This window comes from Aeromonas sp. BIGb0445 (genome assembly GCF_024809075.1).
Classification (GTDB): domain Bacteria; phylum Pseudomonadota; class Gammaproteobacteria; order Enterobacterales; family Aeromonadaceae; genus Aeromonas; species Aeromonas rivuli.
In genome coordinates this window covers 380492-399563 of sequence record NZ_JANUES010000004.1, presented here as the reverse complement: position 1 = coordinate 399563, position 19072 = coordinate 380492, and the positions used below count along the sequence as shown (strand labels likewise).

Genomic DNA, 19072 nt, shown 5'->3' with positions numbered 1-19072 from the left:
GCATTGTCTACTACTGGGCCGAAAAGCTCGGCTGGCGAGATCTGCTGACTGACGAAGCGGTCGAGGATGCGATTGCCCGCAGGGTGCAGGTGCTGTTGCACCGTGAGAAGAAAACCCCGGGTGAGCAGGAGGAGCTGGACAGGCTTATCGGCCACCATGTCAGCCTCAAAGAGAAGGCCCTCAAGTGGGTCGAGCGCGAACAGGCGCTGAAGGCCAGGCGCGAGGCAGGGGAGGATCCCGCGCCTGAGCGTGGGCAACGTGGTCGTGGCGGCCAGGATGGCAACAGCCGCAAGAGAAAGGGCGGCAGAAAGGGCAAGAACGAGGTCAGCCACCTGACAGAGGCCGATTTCAGCGAGTGGCTGGGCACCCTGTTTGGCTATCAGCTGCGGGTGCGGGAGGCCAAGAACGACCCGGCCTTGCCGCGTACCCGCAATATCCTGAAAAGCCGCCAGATTGGCATGACCTACTACTTCGCCGGTGAGGCGTTGGAAGATGCCATTTTGACCGGTGGCAATCAAATCTTCCTGTCAGCCACCCGGGCCCAGGCGGAGGTGTTTCGCTCCTACATCTGCAAGATTGCCCAGACCTTCCTCGGGCTCACCCTGACCGGCAACCCCATCGTCTTGTCGAACGGGGCCGAGCTGCACTTTTGCTCCACCAACTCCAACAGCGCCCAGTCCCGCTCGGGCAACGTCTACATCGATGAGTATTTCTGGATCCCCAACTTCGAGAAGCTCTCCGATGTCTCCAGCGCCATGGCGACCCAGAGCCATTGGCGCAAGACCTACTTCTCCACACCGTCGAGCAAGGTGCATGAGGCGTACCGGTTCTGGACAGGGGATCGCTGGAAGGGGCAACGCCCGAGCCGGGTGGCCATCGATTTTCCTGGCGAAGAGGAGATGCGCGATGGCGGCCGGGTTTGCCCTGACAGGCAATGGCGCTATGTCATCACCATCGAGGATGCCATACGCCTGGGCTGCAACCTCATCGACATCGAGGAGCTCAAAGACGAATACCCGGAGGAGGTGTTCGAGCGCCTCTATCTGTGTCGCTTTATCGACGATGCCCTGTCGGTGTTCAAGTTCCAGGATATGGAGCGGGCAGGGGTGGAGCCGTCCCGGTGGGAGGATTACAAGCCCGGGCGGTCTGATCCGTTCGGGCGGCGCGAGGTGTGGATGGGCTATGACCCGAGCCGCACCCGCGACAATGCCACCCTGGTGGTGGTCGCCCCGCCCACGGTGGCCGGTGAGCGGTTCCGGGTGCTGGAAAAGCACTACTGGCGGGGGCTCAACTTCCAGTTTCAGGCCCAGGAGATAGAGCGCATCGCCAAGAAGTTTCGGGTCACCTATCTGGGGGTCGATGTGTCCGGCATCGGTGCCGGGGTGTTTGATCTCTTGAAGCCCGTCTTCAAAGGGGTGTGTCACCCCATCAACTACAGCATCGAGAGCAAGTCGCGGCTGGTACTCAAGATGATCGACGTGGTGGAGGCGAACCGCATCGAGTGGGACAGCTCGGACAGGGATATCCCGCTGGCCTTCCTGGCCATCAAGCGCAGTACCACCGGTGGCGGTCAGATGACGTTTCGAGCCGCCCGCGACAACGTGACCGGACACGCCGACGTGTTCTTTGCCATCGCCCACGCCGTGGCCAACGAGCCCCTCGATACCCACCGCAGACGCAAATCCACCTGGGCAACCAGTCAAGAGAAGAAGGCCGTATGACCAAACAACGCAAACAGCCACAGGCCCAGGTGACCGCCTCATCCAGCCGCGGCGCCGTGGCATTCAGCATGCCCGAAGCCATCGACCCCACGGCCTGGATGACCGATTACACTGGGGTGTTCTACAACCCCTATGGCGAGTATTACCAGCCACCTATCGAGCGCAAGGGGTTGGCCAAGGTGGCCCGGGCCAATGCCCACCACGGGGCCATCCTGATGGCGCGCCGCAACATGGTGGCAGGGCGCTTTACCAACCAGCGCGCCACCATCACGGCGTTTGTGCACAACTACCTGCAGTTTGGCGATGCGGGGCTGCTTAAAATTCGCAATGGCTTTGGCCAGGTGGTGGGGCTGCACCCGCTCTCCAGCGTCTACCTGCGCCGCCGGGAAGATGACTGCTTTGTCTACCTGCAGCAGGGTAAGCCGAACCTGATTTACCAACCGGAGGATGTCATCTGGTTGGCCCAGTACGATCCCGAGCAGCAGATTTACGGCATGCCCGATTACCTGGGGGGCCTGCAGTCGGCCCTGCTCAACCAGGATGCCACCCTGTTTCGGCGCAAATACTTCCTCAACGGCGCCCATATGGGCTTCATCTTCTACGCCACCGATCCGAACATGGACGACGATACCGAAGCCGAGATGAAGGAGATGATCGCCAGCAGCAAGGGGGTGGGGAACTTCCGCTCTATGTTCGTGAACATCCCCGACGGCAAGCCGGACGGCATCAAGCTGATCCCGGTGGGGGACATCGCGACCAAGGATGAGTTTGCGGCCATCAAGGGGATCACCGCCCAGGACGTATTGACCAGCCACCGGTTTCCGGCGGCGCTGGCCGGTATCATCCCGACCAATGGTGGAGGCGGACTCGGAGACCCTGAGAAGTATGACGCCACCTATGCCCGAAACGAGGTGCTGCCGCTGTGTGAGCTTATCCAGGACGCTATCAACAGCGCGGGACTCCCTCGCTCCCTTATGGTCGATTTTCGGGAAACAATGGGCGTGACTGTATAAACAAACAGTGTTTGATATGGCAAAATAGTACGTTGATTTTTATGGGGAAGGGGGACGTGATGCGGGTTTATTGCAAAGTGTGTGGCCAGCGGGGCCGCATAACCAAGACCAACAAGCTGAGCGATGATGTCTCCGATCTCTATTGCCAGTGCACAGACGCCGAGTGTGGCCACAGCTGGGTGGCCACCTTGTCGTTCGCCCACACCCTAAGCCCCTCAGCCAAGACCACAAACCAGCTGGTGCTGAGCTTGATGGGGTCGCTGACGCCAGAGGGGCGGCAGTTAGTACTGAAAGGACTGGGGGCGCAATAGCGCCCCCAGTTGTTTTTTTCCTAACTTTGGCGGGCCTGCACGTCCGCTATTGATTTTTCGTATTAAATTAACGTAGCTGTATGTATTGTCTGTGTAATCTCGTCGTGATCTAATGCTCCGCTAAGCGGAAAGTAATGGTTGTCTACAGCCACGAAAGCCACGAAGCGATGGCTAACTGTTAGTTAATCGTCACTCTATGGTAATAATATTTTTTTTATTTTTTCCAGGGAGCTAACTAATCCATCGATACCATCATGAGCTGGCGTATTATCCCCATGTTTTTTATCAAGGGTGTCAGAAGCATTCTTAGATACAGCGTCAATGGCAGATCTGAGCAATTTATTCATTAGGTCAGGATCTGATTGTCCTAGTGCATCTATTTGAGTCTTGAAGCTTTGATAAGACTTAGCAAGAGCCTCCTTGTGAGCATACTCTTGTTGCAGTCTTAAGGCTTCACTACGCCTTTTTGATGCAAATAACGTAAGCCAAAGAATTGGTATAATCAACGGTAGCTTGTATAAGAAGTTGGAAAATAGTTTAGTTAAATCGGTTGTGTTGACAAACTTAATGTAAAACCATCCCATCTCTTGGGTGATTGATATAAATGCAATCAACATCAGAAATAAAATAGATCCATAAAATAATTTTGAATAATTTCTTATAGGGTTATCAAAAGATACTTTTAGGTCATAATATGCAGATGCCAAACCTGCACTAGTCGCTCCGGGGAGTAAACTTTCTATTTCATCGTTGAGAGTTTTGTATTTTACTTCTTGCTGTTTTTTAAACTGTTCAAGGTGTTCTTTTCTGGTGGATAATTCAGACTTCAAACCACCTTCTAAAACACCTTCTTCATTTTTTTCCCCAAAAACAACAGTGTGAAATAATTTGAAATCTGATAGCTTGGGTTTAACTTCATTTAATAAGTCAAATATCACTTTGGAGTTGTGGTTTGCTGCTTTAAAAACACTGTCAATCTCAGATGAAATAGAGTTTGAATCTGTATCCCCACCAACTAATCTGGTTTTATAATCTTGGATTATTTCATAGCTTTCTTCTAGGGCCTTTTCGAGATTATTAATCTTTGAACTCAAGCTTTCATATTCAGAATCATCGAAGTACCTCGTCTCTAACTCTTTGATACGAGTTTTTGCTGCATCTGATTCATCTGCATCATTTATTGCCATATCTTTAATGTTTTCTATCTCCTTTAACGTGGCACTGGCTTTCTCTTGAAAGGAGATGAGGTTTTTATTTATTGCTCTTGTGTATGCAGTAAACGAGGCGCTCGCTGACTGCGCTGCTTTTCCTGCAACGACTTGATAGGGCCTAATATAAGTTAATAAGTTATCTAAACTGGCATTCGCATTAGTAACATGGGCAATGTTTCTATTGTTTTGATAATGTTGTATCTGGGTTAAACAAGCATTGGATTGGCTATGAAAGTTATCCCATGTGGAGGTTGGGATCAACTCAGGGTCACATGCTGATAATAACTCATTTATAAATACAACGACCTTTATAAATCTGGCTACTTCTTCGACGCTAGTGACAATAGTGTCATCATCAACAGCTATTTCATTTGAAATTTCGATGATATTTATCCATGCAGCCCGATAAGCGTGATGATTAAATGACTCAATCCAACGACTCATACACTTCCTTATTTATGTTTTAGAACTAATTAACACCGTTTTACTAAAATAACTGAAACTAAAAAATAATTTCTGATTATGGTATTACCAGCTTACCTCCAGTGTCTAGTCGTATTCGTTTGACCTCCTTTTTTGGCGTTACTTCTGCCACTGTGCAAAAAGTACAACCAAGGAACTGCAATGGAAAGCACCCCCAAGCCTTGCCTTCGTGAACAAGTCAGGACTGTGATCGAGGCGACCCGTATCACATGGTGCAACTGGCCAAGATGCAGGGCGGAGGAATGAGAGAGAAGGAAAGGGTCTTCTGGTGATGATACCCGCAGGCCCTGAGCTGTGTTTATTGGAAGTTATCTGGTGACGGCGTCTACGTGCTGACGGTGGTCAGCCACTACCTGGTGCAATGATGGCTTGTACAGTGAGTTGCGCTGTTCAGAGGCGCCCGGGTTGGCTCGGTCAATGCGACTACCCGGTGCTATCCAGAGGGTGCGGCCCGTGTTGACACAGCGGATGGTACCGTCGACATCGATCACGACGGGGGTTAGACCTGGTACAGCGTGAACCTTGGTCAGGAGGCGACCATCGGCAGAGGTGACCGGCACTGTGGGCCGGTTGACCTGAAACGGATCTGGAACCTCCTCACCGATTGCTGGCAGGTTCAGTTGTGTGGGCCGTGGATGACGACGGCGCAAGATGGAACAGGCTATCTGCTGCTGATGGCCCTGCAGCATCTGCACCCAGGCGCTGATCTCATGAGGTGGCCATGCCAGCAGGCAGGTGACGCGATTATCCAGGGTACGGTATTCCGCCTTGCTGGCAGCGGCTTGTCGGTGCTTCAAAAGTACTCCTCCCTCGTCAGTTCGTCGGCGCGCAACTCGGCGATCAGCTGGTCCAGGCTGCGCAACAGTGGATCGTTGGCGTAGGTATCAGGTGCTCCCTTGGCCTCAGCCGTGAGTATTTTCTCCAATGTCTGCGTGGCCAGCGACAGATCCGCATCCGCTATGCTGTCAAACCACTCATCGATGCCGACTTTTCCGCAGAGTAGTCCCGCCTTGATGCTGGATTTCCAGTGAGTTTGCCGCTCCTGCTGCTTGGCAGCCTCTTCCCGTTGCCACTCCTGCTCTTGTCTGGCGCTCGCATCGCTGGACCTGCCCTCTTTGCTTGCCTGCAGCTGGCCGTTCTCAAGCCAAAGAGTGAAGCCGTCCGCCGTGACGCTGGCACCAGAGCGCAAACGGTCGATGGAGAAGGGCGATAACCCCCATTGCTCTGCCATCAACTGATCCGCAAACGCCGCAGGGTCTGGCTGCGTACAGTTATTGTCAGAGCTCCAAGGAGCCGGGCTGTCGCCCGACTGAACACCTACACCCCAAGACGAACCCCCGGCGGCCTTGGCTGCCTCATAGGTGCCCGCTGGCACCACTTCCCAACCGGTGAGGCGAGTGCGCACACCAAGGCGAGCCGAGTGCAGGCCCATCAGACGTTTGATGTCTTCGCCGTAAGCATTGGCCTGCTCCTCGATGAGGTGGGCCAGTTTGATGGGATGTTCTATGCGGGTGGCCAGGGCTCCCCCCATGGCGTGGAGGTAGCAGCGGAAGATGCCGTTATCCGCAGCAAAGCGGGCGGTCTCAAAGACAGGGTCCTGCAGCACGGGTTTGGGTGGCCCCACCAGATTGCCATTTTTCTTGGCGTTACTGATGCGGCGTAGCTCACGCCAGACGCCGACTGGGGCACCGCCGATCTGCTGGAAGGTGCGAATGCCCCACCAACTGGCCCAGGCGCAAGCATGTTGCGCACCTTGGTCGGCTTTGGTGCCAGCTTCTTCATCTCCATCAACATGTTCACCATCGATGTTCTTGGCGATATAGGCCGCGATGTAGCCGGTGGCATCCCCTTTGGTCGGATCGATCTCCTTCCAGTCAAAGCGGGGGGTCATGTCGGTGAAGGGAGGGCGGCCCCGGGGTTCGCGTACCAACTCTTTGTGATCATCGGTCAAGGCATAGTGTTGGAGAGTGCTAACCACCCGCCACTTGTCGGCAGGGCGCATAAAGAGCAGCAGGTGCCAGTGCGGGGTGCCGTCATGGTGTGGTTCACATACCCGAAAGCCATAGACTGGCAATCCCCAGCGTTTAAGCGAGGCGCGGGCACGGCTCCATAGCTGGGCCAGATAGGTACAGGTCTGGCGCGGGGTTGCCCCATGGTACTTTTCGTTTTCGAGGGTCTTGCCATTGGGGCCAGTCTTCCAGGCGTGATAGCGGCTTGGTGCTGTCCAGGTGAAGAACACCCCCACATGACCCTGTTCTTCGGCGTAGTCCTCAAAGCCACGCATCCGGGTCATCATCTCATTGCGACGATTGACCGGGTTGGAGGTGCTGGCTTCCCAGCAGTCCTTCATCGAGACGACCAGGTCGTGCTGCTCGTTCATCACTTCCGATTCGGCCAACCAGCGCATCATGGCCCGCTTGCGCTCACGCACCACTTTCATGGTGGCGTTCGAGATGTAGGCAGAGACACCTTTGCGCACCTTACCGAGCAAGATGTTGATGTGTTCCTGCAGACGATCCCAGGTGCGGTTGATGCGTTTTTCCCACCACTTGGCTGAGAGTAGGCGCACCATCACGCTCAAGATCCAGTTATCACGCACCTCGTCGGTCTTGAACTTGGGCATCACACCGACAAACCCCCACTGATCGGCAGGCTGGCGAATCGCCTCCCAGGTTTGCACCAGATCGGGTTCTTCCCCATCCTTGATGCGCCGTTCGATGTGGCTCCAGATAGCGGCTGTCTGGTTGGCAAACTGATGCGCCACCCGCTTGCGGCCATCCTCATCACGGAGGTGATGGGTATCGACCGGGATCACCATGATCAAGCGGCGCACCCACTTGGTTCGCTCACGCAGCCAGATGTTGGCGCTGCGGCAGTTGCTGGCCGAGCCATCCTTGCGACGACGCACATATGACTTGAACAGCGATTGGGTGAGTAAAGGTGACAAACCATCGAGCAGCTGCACCGCCCACACCAGGTCATATTGACCGGGGGCGCCAATGAATGCGGCGTCAAGATTGACGCCGGGCAGAGCATTGGAAAGGGTATCGATACGCTGCCGCAGCGTCCGTTTGGACAGCGGTAGCTTTGCTATGGTGCGGGTCATTGGGGGAACGTTCCGGACAAATCTCTGATGTTGCGTGTGCAGCTAATCACCGTGCTGGCGGCGTGATGCTTCATCTTGCGGGCTGCCGCGCACTGACGTAGCAGCAGCTTGATGCTGGCATGGGGGCGGGCAGGCAGTTGGCGCGTGTTGGCCAACTCCCGCTGATAGAAGCGCAGCCGGGCTGCGTCTTCACGATGGGTGTCTTGCCAGCGATGAAGCCGGTGAGACATCTCCTGTTGCAGGCGATAGTTCATCGTATGTGCTCCCCCTGGCCATGTAGCGGGGCGCACTCTTGCCACCACTGCCCAATTTCCCGGGCCAGTGCAGTTTCTCCCTGGCCCAGGGCCAACCAGTAGACAGAGCGCACGGCGCCGAGCGCCAGCAGCTCCCGGGAAATATCCCGATCTCCTCTGGCCTCACCACCGGCAGTGATGAACTCGCCCCGGGCAGCCAGCCAGTGGGTGGTCAGTTGGTTGTGAGCGGGGGTCATTGCTGACCCCACGTCTTCTTCATCCTCCTCGTTACCGTCATCATCCAGCAGTGCCGCCGGGTTACTGGTGGCAACCAGCTGGATCTGGATGTATTGCTGACCGGAATAGACGCCGCCCAAGCTGATGCGGTTATCCTCTGCGTTGGCGGCGAACATGTCGGCCAGCATCCCTTCGACCAGCTTGGGAGCTTGGCGGGCAATGGTGATGGCGTCGCGCATTAATGAGCCCTCCGGTTAAGGCGGATGAACAGCAGATGCCAGCGTTGATGCAGTTGGGCTTGAGCCCGCAAGCCCGGGGCTTCGTTACCGCGATAGGCATTAGCGCGGTGGGCTCTGGCTGCGAGCTGCTTGGGTAGGTCGGCGACCGCTTTTGCGGCCGCCTGCTGGCTGATGGGATGAAATATTTTGCTCATGCCACCCCCTCGACAATGCGAACTCGGCCAGAGCAGAGGTTTTCCAGGCGAGCATAGTGGCGTTGACCACGCAGCCAGGTAGTGCCGCAGTTGCTGTATCCCTGTTTGACCAGGTAAGCGCTTGCCGCGGCGATGCTGGGTACGGTGTGACGAGTCAAAATGGTGGCCATGATTATGCTCCCTCTGGGGTAACGGGCGCCGGGGCTTGTCCGGTCAGCAACCAGTCGGTGTGTTGCTTCAACTCGGGGTGCTGAGCCATCAGCAAGAACAGGCCGCCACCAATCTCGCGGTATCCCAGCTCGTAGTTCTTGAGCGTGGTGGGCGGGATCCCCAACTGATCGGCAAACTTCGGACGACTCAGGGCCAACCGCTCCCGCAACTGGCGCAGACGCTTGGCGGCATGGTGGTTGAGCAGGTTGATCTGGGTAGGTTGTGCATTCATGGTCAGGCTCCTTGTTGAGGGCAGGGATTGATACGGCTGAACAGAGAGACCCAAGCCAGCGCGGTGGGGCGCTCGGCGGCTGCAATCCAGTCAGGGTTTCGGGTAAGGCGAGCGCCATACCGGCCCGCCAGCTTGCGTTGTTGAATGCGAAGGTTGCGCAGTGCGCAGGGGATCGCTAAAGTTGCCATGTCAATTTTTCCTAGTTGACGATTGAAGGCCCGCTTGGAGTTGCAGCTCCGTTAAGCGGGCTTTTTTATTGCCCAATGGGGCGGGGGCCCTGCCCGGTCATCTGGCTTGCCGCCAGCACGGCACGCTTCATGCGAAGCTTTGCCGCTCTCTCTTTCTTCTCCCGCTCGATATCCCTGATGGATCGGGTGATCGGTGCCGGGTGCCAGACCTTGCTGTCACAGCCGCCGCGAAACTCTCCCTGATACTCCAGCGCCATCACCGCCAGCCTGATCGCCTCGCGCCGGGCATGAGGCAGGGCCGATAACGTGGCGCTCATCAGTTCGCCCCTCGGCTGGCGGGCGATGGCACAGATGGCCGCTTTCTTGGCCTGGCCCAGTGCCAGCCAGTCGGTATCTAGGCTTGAGCGGGACTTGCCGAACAGCTCGCGCAGCAGCAGGCAGCCGGCGGTGTTCATAGCCACCTGCTGATCAGGTGTCAGGCCTGCCAAGTTGCGTTGCTCGTGGTCGATGCGTTGCGTTTGCATGGTGGTTTCCCCTTCACATGGTCGCGGCCTGCATCAGGATGTCTGATGCACAGGCCAGGGCGGGCACCGCCTGAAAGCGGGCCTCAATGTCGTGGATCAAGATGGCGAGCGATCCCATTGCCGAGGTGGCCACGCTCACCAGGGTGTTGCGCTCCGAGCGGGTGATCCGGCCGCGGTCGGTCAGCTCCAGAGCGCGTTGGCCAATGCTGGCGATCTTGGCGTTCAGGTCGATGGCCTGATGGGGCAGGGAAGGGGCCCGTTCTGCCTGCGGGATGGCCACGGCCGTGAGGCCACACTCCAACAGCAAACCGTCGAACAGGGTCTCGTCCCCCTCGGTGGCGTGATAAATGGCCACCAGTTCCCGGGCGGTAAGTTGGTGCGGTTGTGCCGGGTTCAGCTTGTTGCGCAGGACCTGCTCACCGATACCTGCCGCGCGGGCAACCTCGGCCAATGAATGGCTGGCGGCAAAGCGCGAGCATGCTGAGTCAAAGTGATGATGTTTGCTGCAAGTTTGCTCAAACATGGCTTTCATCCCTTTGCTTGCGCGACACTTTGGGACGACGCACAGGGGCAGGAACAGGCTCCAACCCCGGCTGATTCATCGCCTGCTGGGTGTAGAGCACCAGGTTGATCAGCACTTTTTCAGCGCGACCCTGCTTGGGCATGATGGGAATGCGCCCGGCTCGCACGTAGTTCTCCACCGTGCGCTGGGTCAAGCCGGTGCGCTCGGAGAAGCTCTCGACCGTGCAAACCGGGGTATCGATATGGATGGGGGCGATGATCATGGATGGTTGCCTCCTGCGGTGTGAGTTACGCGCGGCCTTGCGCGGCGTGGGGCTGAGCGGCTTTCAACTTGCCGCCGGTCAGCACTTCGATTTGGTAGGCGCGGCCTTGGGGAATGGTGTCCCCCCACTGTGAAACGGCACTTTTTTTGATGCCCAGAGCATCAGCAATTGCTGCTTTAGAGCCGAAGTGCTCAACGGCTAATTCAGTTTTCATTTGCACCTCAAAGTTCAATATGTTGGACATGTCCAGATGGCTTAACACGTGGCAAAGTTAAGTCATCTGGACTTTTGGGTCAAGCACTCTGGACTTGAAATTGTTTAGATTACTGAACTATGAAAAGTGAACGCATTAAAGAACTCAGGAAAAAACATGGGCTTACCCAGCAGAAGCTGGGTGAACTCATTGGTGTGAAAAAGTCATCTATCTCTCAATGGGAGAACGATGAACATTCACCTAGCGGGGATAATCTGGCTCAGTTATCCAAGGTGTTTGGGGTGTCAGCGCACTGGCTTTCAACGGGGAAAGGTTCGCCAGATCTATCAAACGTCGAACCGGCCGTGATCCCTCAGGGGAACCGGGTGCCGATTTTGAGTTATGTCCAAGCGGGTAACTGGCGGGAGATATGCGAGCAGGCAACCACCTTCGATGGCAATATCGAGTATGTGGCTGCCAGTGTTGATGTCGGGCCCTGTGGCTTTGGTCTCTGGATCCGTGGCAATTCCATGACCCCATTTTTTAATGAAGGCGATCTGGTAATTGTTGACCCCGATGAGTCACCTCGTCCTGGCGACTATGTCGTAGCCAAGAACGGCGGCGAAGAGGCCACCTTCAAGAAATACCGGCCTCGCGGCATCGACGAGAACGGGCAAGAGGTGTTTGAACTTGTCCCCCTCAACGACGATTACCCCACCATGCACTCTGACCGGCAGCACATCGAGATCATTGGCGTCATGGTAGAACACCGGATTTTCAGAAAACGATAGGGCGCTGATGCGCCCTTTTTGTATCCGACTTCATTAGGAGTTGTAATGCCACATTCAAAGGATGTGCTTGAGCAAGCGATAGAAAAACTCTCAGTAATGGTGAACGTTGCAACAGGTATCGTGCATCCAGCTGATGGCTCAATGGCTAAGGAATTGTTCAAGGCGCTTTATCAGCGCGGGGTTTCTTGTGGGCATGATGCCGTTTTGAAAATTGCTAAACGCCAAGGCTGGAGTGAAAAGCACGCTAAATCCTTGGCTGAATTGGCTGGGAAAATAGATCAAGGTGGCAGGGTGCAAATTTCCCATAAAACTGGATGGGGTGAACGGACGGTCTCTGACCTCTTGACCCGGATTGACCTTTAAAGAGGTCCACCTCTCGCAACCCGTCTGTCAAATCGCGCGAGTATTTTGGCTTCCTCATGGTCGCACCACCGTTTCAAGATGACCATAAGGTCGTGATGGTACTCATCGGGGGTCGCATTGTAGAGTGCGTTCCATTCGGGATGGTTGAGCGAGCAGAAATAGTCCGAGGCGGCACTGAACAGTTTGTGGTTCAAACCGACTCTACATTTCTCGGCCTGCTGATTACGTACGGTTTTGAGTTGGGACATAGGTCCTCCAGAAAATGGGTGACACGGCAATGTACAACGCCGGTCAAAGAGACGCGATAAAAATAGGTATCATGGAATATGACAGAGCGAAAAAAAATGAGTGCGGATAAACCACTGCAGGATGATGGGCAAGTAGTCGTAGAACAAGCTGGTGCTGTTGGTGCAGGTACACAACCGATTACTTGTGGTCTGATCATGCCGATAGCCTCCAATGACGGAGGAACGGCAGAGCATTGGCGTCAGGTGAGGGAAATAATTACATCAGCAATAAGCAGCCTCAAATTAAGGGTTCAAATGGTTAGTGAATCGGAGGCAGTGAATGTTATCCATAAAAACATTGTACAAAACATATTCACCAATGAAATTGTAATTTGTGATGTTAGTTCCCGAAACCCTAATGTAATGTTTGAACTTGGAATGCGTTTAGCTTTTGATAAACCGGTTGTAATCATAAAAGATAGGGATACCCCTTTTTCATTTGATATTGGCAACATGCAGCATATTGAATACCCACACTCCCTAAACTACATAGAAATTCTTTCATTCCAAGAGGAATTATTGAATAAAGTAAAATTCACAATGAACGAGACTGAGGTGGCTAGGAGTAGTGGAGGAAAGTACTCTCCATTCTTAAGTAATTACGCTATTACCGAAGTGTCCGAAATTAAAACGAAGCATATGGATAAAGATGACTATATTATTGGGAAATTGAATGAGTTAACAGAGTCGTTCAGAGAATTAAGTAATCATGATGAAGTGAAATTAAATGTGAGAAAAGGAGGGGGGCGTGAGTCTTTTTCTGAAGCCATAGTTAAAGATCTACTTAAAATGCTAAGTGACGCTGAGAAAGAAGGGCTTGTTGAATCTATAGACGATGCAGAGCTTGTTTGTAAAGAAGCACTTGAGTTTAGATATTCACATCTAAGTAAGATGAAAAAAGAAGAAATGTTGAAGCAAGTTATGAATAAATATGTTTTCTCAGTTTTGTAGTGTTATGTTAATAGTTTCATAGTGGTAGTAATTAATATTTTGTAACAGAAAGAACCGGGGTGTCAGTAAATTGCCGATGTCTCTTCGATAGTATTGGGCTAATTGGTAAAATAACTACCGCCACCGTTACCCCCACCATCTCCCGGTTGGGGGAGGTCTTGAGCCACCGGATGAGGCACATGTAGTCAGCAAGAGTTGCGCTGCGATTAGGCAAACTTTCCACATTTTCATGTCCAGCCCTCTACTGCCTCGCCTTGTCCAGTTGCCTGGCTGAACAAGTCAGTCAAGTTGGACAGGTCGATCTTGAGTTTAGTCCACTGGCATTCCCCCTTGTATGACTACGCCACAACCAAACACTGCCAATGACTACCCATTGCTGTATATAATCACAGTACTTAATGGAGGGATGATGGCAGTACGAAAACAAACATCCGGCAAGTGGCTTGCAGAGATCTATCCGGAGGGGCGACCTAGCAATGCCAACCCCAACGCACCGCGGGTGCGCAAGCAATTTGTTACCAAGGGCGAGGCGCTGGCATTCGAGCGCTTTGTGCTGGATCCGGACAAGGGCAAGCCCTGGCTGGAAGGGCAGGGGGAGCCAACCGACGGCCGGCGCCTCTCCGACCTGGTCGAACTCTGGTTTGGTCGTCATGGTCAGAGCCTGCGCGATGGAGAAGCCCGCAAGTCCAAGCTGCTGACCGTGTGCCATTCCCTGGGGGATCCGCTGGCGGTCAACTTCTCTGCCCGCGACTTTGCCGCCTATCGTGAAGCAAGGCTTTCCGGCGACATCACCGATCGGCGCGCCATCAATCAGGAGAAGCAGGGGGTCACCCCCAACACGGTGAACCGTGAACATGCCTACCTGCGGGCGGTATTCAACGAGCTGAAAAGGCTAGGGGAGTGGCAGGGTGAAAACCCTGTCGATGGCCTACGTGCCTACAAGGTGGCCGAGGCCGAACTGGCGTTTCTCTACCCCGACGAACTCAAGCGTCTGTTGAACGCCTGCGCCGAGAGTTCAAGCCCTGATCTGCTGATGGTGGTGAAACTCTGCCTTGCCACCGGCGCCCGCTGGTCTGAGGTAGAAGAGCTGACCCAGTCCCAGGTATCCCCCAACCGCGTTACCTTCACCCGAACCAAGAGCAAGAAGAGTCGCAGCGTGCCCATCAGCCCCGAGCTTTTTGGTCAGCTGCCCAGAAGGCGTGGCCGTCTGTTCAGTGACTGTTATCGGGCCTTTGAGATGGTGGTCGAACGGGCTGGGCTTGAGCTGCCCCAAGGGCAGAATACCCACGTTCTGCGCCACACCTTTGCTAGCCACTTTATGATGAACGGCGGTAACATCTTGGTGCTGCAGAAAATCCTCGGCCACTCCACCATTGCCATGACCATGCGTTATGCCCACTTCGCCCCCGACCACTTGGAAGACGCGGTGAGGTTGAACCCGCTTGCCGTCTGTGGTTTAAATTGAAGCCACTTCGGCCATCGGATGTTTTGAATGGATCAGCAATTGTCAGACATTGACCTGTGCGAAGCGCTGTCCGATCTCTTTGTCGATAATGAGGTCGACTTCGAGTACATCGCTCGGGTGGCGAGGGCCTTTCCCATTACCCATGTGGAGAAAGCGTTGTTCGAATGGGTGGCTCCGGTCTGTTACACCAACACCCTGACCCCAGTACCACCGATTTGGACTGGCTTTGAACGTGATTCGCTTTGGGCGGAAATTCAGAGCTTGTTGGCGGAGGAGGCCAAGGCCAGTTTTGCCAGGAAACTTAGCATCGCATTCAGGCAGTTTTATCTGAAGCGGCAGTTTGCCGATGAGTGGCGTAGGCTGTCGGCGCTGCTGGCCGAGAAGGGATAAAAGTGGCGACAGAGTGGCGACAAAAATTCTAATGCACGGTCGTTTTTGGCTGCCATTGGTTTTCTAACTCATTGATTTTTATGTAAGCACTTGATTTACCACGGCCTTGTATCAGATTTAAAATCCCTCGACGTTCGCGTCGTGCCGGTTCGATTCCGGCCTCGGGCACCATTAAAATTGAAGAAAAAAGCCTTACAGATTAAACAGATACGACGCTTCATTGCGTCGTTTTTGTTTCTGCTCCCCAGCGTTTCCCCTCTCTCACTTTTCCTTTCTTGTCCATTTCTTGTCTAAGCGACTTACTACTTCCTGCAATTCGTTGCGAACAACCTGCTCAGTCTTCCAACATAGCCAAGGACGTTTGGTAGGCTACTGCTCCGGACTTTTCCGGGGTCTGTCTCTGGTACTAAGGCAAGCGTGGCGTGCTGTTACGTCTTGGCCGCGCACTTCCCAAACCCGCATTGAACCCCCTTTGAAACAGATATTAATCCCATGATCCAACCTATCATCGGAGGTATCTATGCAGACCAAATTTCGCTTTACCAATGCAGCCATCAAGGCTTTGCCCGCACAACAACGAGACGCAGGCGCTACTGAACTGGAGTTCTCCGATACAGAGGTCATTGGCTTAAAACTCTTGTCAGGAAAAAGCCAGGGCAGTAAGCGTTTCCTACTGCGCTATACCCTCCAGGGCAAGAAGCGCAGCATCGCTTTGGGACGATTCGGCGATATCGATGTGAGCCAAGCCAGGACCATTGCCCGCAAGTACAAGGCGATGCTGGCAGAAGGCATCGACCCGGTAGCAGAGCGGGATAGCTACAAAACTGAGCCCACCCTTTCGGAGTTCTTCTGGCAGACCTTTTTGCCGCACCTCAAGACCATCGGCAAGCGGTCGATCAACAGCGATATTCAGCGGTTCAAACACAACATAGAACCACGCTTTGGGGCCATGCGTTACCGACAGCTCAAGGCGATGGATGTCCTGCAGTTGCAATCGGAGATGGTTCACCCTAACAACCCTCAGCAGACGGCCTACGCACCGAGTACCGCCAACCGTGTGCTGGCCCAGTTAAAGACCATGGGTAGCTATGCGGTGCGCTGGGGCATTCTGGACACCAACGAGGCGGCCAAGATCAAGCTGTTGAAGGAGGACAATGCCAGGACACGCTTCCTATCGATTGAAGAGATGAAACGGGTCATTGAGGTGGCATTGCAGGATCGCAATCAAGCCGCAGGCAGCTTCATTGCGATGCTCTACCTGACGGGGGCAAGAAAATCAGAGGTGTTACTCGCTAAATGGGAACATGTGAACTGGGAGGATAAGACGTTGTTCGTACCCCTGACCAAGAATGGCAAGAGCCGGATCATTTATCTGAGTGCGCTGGCTATCGATATTCTGGAGAAGCTCCCCAGAATAGCCGGTAATCCCTATGTATTCGCGAGCCAGCATATTCGATGTCAGGGCAAGCCCATTGGTGAACCCAGATGTGCCTATGAACGGGTGTTGCAGAAAGCGGGTATCGAAGACCGCGATGAGGTCTGCTTCCATACGGCTCGTCATTCTGTCGCCAGTGCCTTGGTCTCTTCCGGGCAATACAGCCTGTATGACGTCAAGGCGCAATTGGCCCACGCCAGCATTCAATCCTCCCAGCGGTATGCAAAGCTGACTTCTGAGCGCAGTCGTAATATCAGCGAAGGTCTCTCGTCGATGATCCAGGCAGAGTGACCGAAAAGGTATTGTTTATAAACAGATATTAATTACCAGACAGCGCTGTCACATCGGCTGTTGGTCCACATTTCACAGTTCCCAGGCCCTTAAGTTCATCTGAGCTTAAGGGCCTTTTTGTTGGAGAGAAAAACGATGAAAACTTGTATGGAATGGCCGGAGGAGTCATTGCTCGCGGCCTACCCGGCACTCCACGCCTCGGTCATGGAGCAAATTATCGAGCCCTTTTCATCAGTAGAGGAGGCGAGGGCATTCTGGGACGCGACCGGTTGTAGTCTGGTCATTATCGAGATGACTGACTCGATGAGTGAGTTCCAGGCCATGCCACAGCATACCCAGAATCAGGTGATGTTCGGTTTGCGTTACCCGGAGCAAGAATTCGCCATATCCGAAGATTGGCGTCTGCTGCTGGCCATTCTCAACGATGAGGGGGCGGGAATTTACCTGCTGATCCACTCAGATGCACCGCTGCTTCCCACCCTGGAGGCGATGCACCATGAGTAATCCCAGCCATAGCGACATTATGCGCAAGTTAAAAGAGATCAAGGGAATTAAGGAGCTGCTGGAGAAGGCCGTGCTCTTGTATGTCTTGCTCACGGATGGCGATCTGCCGGTCTGGTGCTATGCGCTCATCATCGGTGCGCTGGCTTATCTGGTAAACCCGTTCGACGTGGTACCAGATCCCATTCCATTTGCCGGTTATCTGGATGACTTATCAGTCATCACCTCGGCATTAGCCGCACTGCCGGTTAAGTCGCACCACCGTCAATCCGCGAAAGATCGAATGAGATCACTGTGACAGTGATGGAGTCGGTCCTGCCACGCTATCGCGTTTTCTATGACCCTTTATCTATGACCCTTTATCTATGACCTATCTACCGATGATCTGGAGATCGCAATCTCTGGTTATCTAACGATGTTGTAAGGAAACTATCATGACAAGACCCCGTAAAAACCGCGTTGAAGAGACCCCTAAATCTGTCAGTAATACGGCAGCAGCATCAAACACCCCCGACACCGCGCCAACCACAGAGCCCCCACTCACATCCGGAGCAAGCGGCTGCGCCGACCCCCTCTCGCCAGCCCTTGCGGCTGACGCCGACAAGGCCAGGCCTGGACCCGGCGACACCGCAGACTCCGTGCCCGGCGGCCCTGCACCCATACACACCTTGCTCAACCATACCGCCGAGAAACTCAGTGCCCGATCAGAAGGTTTGATTTTCTATGCCATTGGTCGTCATGAAGAGAGTGGCGAGCTGTTCCTGAAAATCACCGGCAATCAGGGTGGGGGTCTGCATAGCAAGGAGTGGATTGCGCTGTCGGCGATTGACGGTGTGTTGTGCTCCTTGCCCGCAGACAAGCCGTTTAAATCCAGCGTTATGAAGCGACTGTTTAAAGGTGGCAGTGCCAATAACGCCGGATTCTTATCAGCCATTCTGCGCTCGGACGGGCTGAAGTTGGTCCAGAAGGCAGACGGCAATCCGATGCTGCACGAACTGGTGCCTGATTACCTTGAGCGCTTGGGTTCGCTAACCAATGAGCTCTGTACCGTATCTTCTACCATCGAATAACCCCTGCATAGCACTCACCTGTCCAAGGGTGAGCCCTCCAACAACCAATCTGAGGTGATTATGACGATCCCATTTGCGGGCGATTTTGCCCTGCCTGTCAGTCAGGCATTGATGAGTATTCTGGATCAGGAACTGGTTAGATCTGGAATGGTGCTGAAGGGAAAATCCAGTCTGGTCTTCAACTTCCGGGACCCGGATTACGGCCCGGTCCGTGGCGGCTTTCATCCGGTAGAAATACGGCTGCTCAAGCGTAAAGACAGGTGGCTGTTCGATTACGTGACGGACTTTAGCTATCAGGGGCCGGAGGATATGGCGGAGTTGGTCAAAGAGATCGACTTCAACTTTTTGAGCGAAGAATACTACCTGCTCCGTTACGGCCAGATGGGACCAGCGTCGGCCAGGGAGCTCTATACGATGTGGGAGTCGAACTTCGTCAGTTACTACCAGATGGGCGTGTTTACCGTCTCAGTGGCTGCGTAACCGTCGCACCGGACAGGAGAGGAACAGGAACCAGCGGCGGTTTGGTACTGGCAGTGGCGCTGCTGTGTTTACCTTTCCATGTAGGGCAAGGAGCGATGGGCTAACCCAACTCGAAACCGGTCAGCGGCTCAGTAGGTTAGTCCATCCTTCGACTGTTACAGGGGTTCA

General features: G+C 54.2%; 26 protein-coding genes. 13 read left to right on the top strand and 13 right to left on the bottom strand.

Translation table 11 applies throughout. From position 1 onward, the window contains the following. From M2367_RS11825 to M2367_RS11815, 3 genes are all read left to right on the top strand, one after another. On the top strand, positions 1 to 1721 hold a 1721-nt coding region (locus M2367_RS11825; protein ID WP_259236794.1), incomplete at its 5' end, for a terminase large subunit domain-containing protein. Continuing rightward, a complete protein-coding gene (locus tag M2367_RS11820; protein ID WP_259236793.1) occupies positions 1718 to 2734 on the top strand; it encodes a phage portal protein in 1017 nt (338 codons plus the stop codon). The genes M2367_RS11825 and M2367_RS11820, both read left to right, overlap by 4 nt. Before the next feature lie 59 nt (positions 2735 to 2793). Continuing rightward, a complete protein-coding gene (locus M2367_RS11815) occupies positions 2794 to 3045 on the top strand; it encodes an ogr/Delta-like zinc finger family protein (protein WP_216947504.1) in 252 nt (83 codons plus the stop codon). 194 nt (positions 3046 to 3239) lie between these two features. On the opposite strand, the gene M2367_RS11810 is transcribed toward M2367_RS11815, so the two are convergent. The 13 genes from M2367_RS11810 to M2367_RS11750 all read right to left on the bottom strand — a co-directional run bounded on the left by M2367_RS11810 (position 3240) and on the right by M2367_RS11750 (position 10901). Continuing rightward, positions 3240 to 4700, bottom strand: coding sequence for a gustatory receptor family protein (locus M2367_RS11810; RefSeq protein ID WP_259236792.1), 1461 nt, complete (start codon positions 4698 to 4700; stop codon positions 3240 to 3242). 347 nt (positions 4701 to 5047) lie between these two features. Continuing rightward, the gene (locus M2367_RS11805) at positions 5048 to 5536 is read right to left on the bottom strand and encodes a hypothetical protein (protein ID WP_259236791.1); all 489 of its coding nucleotides are present in this window, start codon (positions 5534 to 5536) and stop codon (positions 5048 to 5050) included. Further along, positions 5533 to 7845: a replication endonuclease gene (locus M2367_RS11800; RefSeq protein ID WP_259236790.1), complete on the bottom strand. Its 2313-nt coding sequence runs from the start codon at positions 7843 to 7845 to the stop codon at positions 5533 to 5535. The genes M2367_RS11805 and M2367_RS11800 overlap by 4 nt, the downstream gene beginning before the upstream one ends. Then, positions 7842 to 8099, bottom strand: a complete 258-nt coding sequence (locus M2367_RS11795; RefSeq protein WP_259236789.1) for a hypothetical protein — start codon at positions 8097 to 8099, stop codon at positions 7842 to 7844. Before M2367_RS11795 ends, M2367_RS11800 begins: the two co-directional genes overlap by 4 nt. After that, positions 8096 to 8554, bottom strand: a complete 459-nt coding sequence (locus tag M2367_RS11790) for a hypothetical protein (RefSeq protein WP_259236788.1) — start codon at positions 8552 to 8554, stop codon at positions 8096 to 8098. The genes M2367_RS11795 and M2367_RS11790 overlap by 4 nt, the downstream gene beginning before the upstream one ends. Continuing rightward, entirely contained in the window at positions 8554 to 8748 is a 195-nt protein-coding gene (locus tag M2367_RS11785) for a hypothetical protein (protein WP_259236787.1), read from the bottom strand. Before M2367_RS11785 ends, M2367_RS11790 begins: the two co-directional genes overlap by 1 nt. Then, complete coding sequence (locus M2367_RS11780) at positions 8745 to 8918, bottom strand: hypothetical protein (RefSeq protein WP_259236786.1); 174 nt, start codon at positions 8916 to 8918, stop codon at positions 8745 to 8747. The genes M2367_RS11785 and M2367_RS11780 overlap by 4 nt, the downstream gene beginning before the upstream one ends. A gap of 2 nt (positions 8919 to 8920) precedes the next feature. Beyond that, positions 8921 to 9190: a DNA-binding transcriptional regulator gene (locus M2367_RS11775; protein ID WP_259236785.1), complete on the bottom strand. Its 270-nt coding sequence runs from the start codon at positions 9188 to 9190 to the stop codon at positions 8921 to 8923. A 2-nt stretch (positions 9191 to 9192) separates the two neighbouring features. Further along, positions 9193 to 9378: a hypothetical protein gene (locus M2367_RS11770; RefSeq protein WP_259236784.1), complete on the bottom strand. Its 186-nt coding sequence runs from the start codon at positions 9376 to 9378 to the stop codon at positions 9193 to 9195. 65 nt (positions 9379 to 9443) lie between these two features. Continuing rightward, complete coding sequence (locus M2367_RS11765) at positions 9444 to 9902, bottom strand: hypothetical protein (RefSeq protein WP_259236783.1); 459 nt, start codon at positions 9900 to 9902, stop codon at positions 9444 to 9446. A 13-nt stretch (positions 9903 to 9915) separates the two neighbouring features. Further along, on the bottom strand, positions 9916 to 10425 hold the full coding sequence (locus M2367_RS11760) for a phage regulatory CII family protein (protein ID WP_259236782.1): 510 nt from the start codon (positions 10423 to 10425) through the stop codon (positions 9916 to 9918). Continuing rightward, positions 10418 to 10687 carry a regulator gene (locus tag M2367_RS11755; RefSeq protein ID WP_259236781.1) on the bottom strand — a complete coding sequence of 90 codons (270 nt, stop codon included), beginning with the start codon at positions 10685 to 10687 and terminating at the stop codon, positions 10418 to 10420. The genes M2367_RS11760 and M2367_RS11755 overlap by 8 nt, the downstream gene beginning before the upstream one ends. Positions 10688 to 10712: 25 nt before the next feature. Then, positions 10713 to 10901, bottom strand: coding sequence for a Cro/CI family transcriptional regulator (locus M2367_RS11750; protein ID WP_259236780.1), 189 nt, complete (start codon positions 10899 to 10901; stop codon positions 10713 to 10715). A 119-nt stretch (positions 10902 to 11020) separates the two neighbouring features. Here M2367_RS11750 and M2367_RS11745 point away from each other — a divergent pair, with 119 nt between their 5' ends. The 10 genes from M2367_RS11745 to M2367_RS11700 all read left to right on the top strand — a co-directional run bounded on the left by M2367_RS11745 (position 11021) and on the right by M2367_RS11700 (position 18904). After that, entirely contained in the window at positions 11021 to 11671 is a 651-nt protein-coding gene (locus tag M2367_RS11745; protein WP_259236779.1) for a LexA family transcriptional regulator, read from the top strand. A gap of 45 nt (positions 11672 to 11716) precedes the next feature. Beyond that, complete coding sequence (locus M2367_RS11740) at positions 11717 to 12034, top strand: DUF1889 family protein (RefSeq protein ID WP_259236778.1); 318 nt, start codon at positions 11717 to 11719, stop codon at positions 12032 to 12034. Between the two features lie 344 nt (positions 12035 to 12378). Further along, on the top strand, positions 12379 to 13272 hold the full coding sequence (locus M2367_RS11735; RefSeq protein WP_259236777.1) for a hypothetical protein: 894 nt from the start codon (positions 12379 to 12381) through the stop codon (positions 13270 to 13272). Positions 13273 to 13681: 409 nt separating this feature from the next. Further along, positions 13682 to 14737 carry a site-specific integrase gene (locus tag M2367_RS11730; RefSeq protein WP_259236776.1) on the top strand — a complete coding sequence of 352 codons (1056 nt, stop codon included), beginning with the start codon at positions 13682 to 13684 and terminating at the stop codon, positions 14735 to 14737. Positions 14738 to 14764: 27 nt separating this feature from the next. Then, on the top strand, positions 14765 to 15127 hold the full coding sequence (locus M2367_RS11725; RefSeq protein WP_259236775.1) for a hypothetical protein: 363 nt from the start codon (positions 14765 to 14767) through the stop codon (positions 15125 to 15127). Positions 15128 to 15647: 520 nt separating this feature from the next. Further along, positions 15648 to 16853 (top strand): site-specific integrase, encoded by a 1206-nt coding sequence (locus tag M2367_RS11720; protein ID WP_021139619.1) that lies wholly within the window; start codon positions 15648 to 15650, stop codon positions 16851 to 16853. Positions 16854 to 17000: 147 nt separating this feature from the next. Further along, positions 17001 to 17357: a hypothetical protein gene (locus M2367_RS11715; RefSeq protein ID WP_034523852.1), complete on the top strand. Its 357-nt coding sequence runs from the start codon at positions 17001 to 17003 to the stop codon at positions 17355 to 17357. Beyond that, positions 17350 to 17652: a YkvA family protein gene (locus tag M2367_RS11710; protein WP_025201450.1), complete on the top strand. Its 303-nt coding sequence runs from the start codon at positions 17350 to 17352 to the stop codon at positions 17650 to 17652. The genes M2367_RS11715 and M2367_RS11710 overlap by 8 nt, the downstream gene beginning before the upstream one ends. 136 nt (positions 17653 to 17788) lie before the next feature. Next, a complete protein-coding gene (locus M2367_RS11705; RefSeq protein WP_042648291.1) occupies positions 17789 to 18424 on the top strand; it encodes a hypothetical protein in 636 nt (211 codons plus the stop codon). Between the two features lie 60 nt (positions 18425 to 18484). Next, positions 18485 to 18904 carry a DUF2787 family protein gene (locus M2367_RS11700; RefSeq protein ID WP_021139615.1) on the top strand — a complete coding sequence of 140 codons (420 nt, stop codon included), beginning with the start codon at positions 18485 to 18487 and terminating at the stop codon, positions 18902 to 18904. The last annotated feature ends 168 nt before the right edge of the window (positions 18905 to 19072 follow it).